Annotated in this window: 1 protein-coding gene; it reads right to left on the bottom strand. The window is 50.0% G+C overall.

The genetic code is table 11. From position 1 onward, the window contains the following. Window positions 1–29 precede the first annotated feature (29 nt). Window positions 30–234, bottom strand: a 205-nt coding sequence (locus tag R0J87_RS24935) for a sunset domain-containing protein (RefSeq protein WP_498889713.1), incomplete at its 5' end; no start/stop codon positions are given.

The following is a 234-nucleotide window of genomic DNA, read 5'->3' as shown; positions in this document are numbered from 1 at the left end:
AAGCAATTGCATCGTATTCCCCCTCTTCTTTATTGGCCGGAACTGCGGAAGCCGGCGTCTCTGGCTTCTTGTTCTGTGCAAAACCACTGTTCAGGATTGGTCCCCTCGTAGGAAGGGGCGCCGGGCATATGATAGATTTTATTGCCGCTCCGGTTGATATTGCCTTTGATGCGGCAGTTCCCTTCGTCATTCATGCCATCTGCTTCCGTTTGCTTATAAGCATCCTCATTGAAT

Origin of the sequence: Halomonas sp. SIMBA_159 (assembly GCF_046536035.1) — a bacterium.
In the GTDB taxonomy this organism is placed as follows: Bacteria; Pseudomonadota; Gammaproteobacteria; order Pseudomonadales; family Halomonadaceae; genus Vreelandella; species Vreelandella venusta_A.
This window is presented reverse-complemented; position numbering and strand designations above follow the sequence as displayed.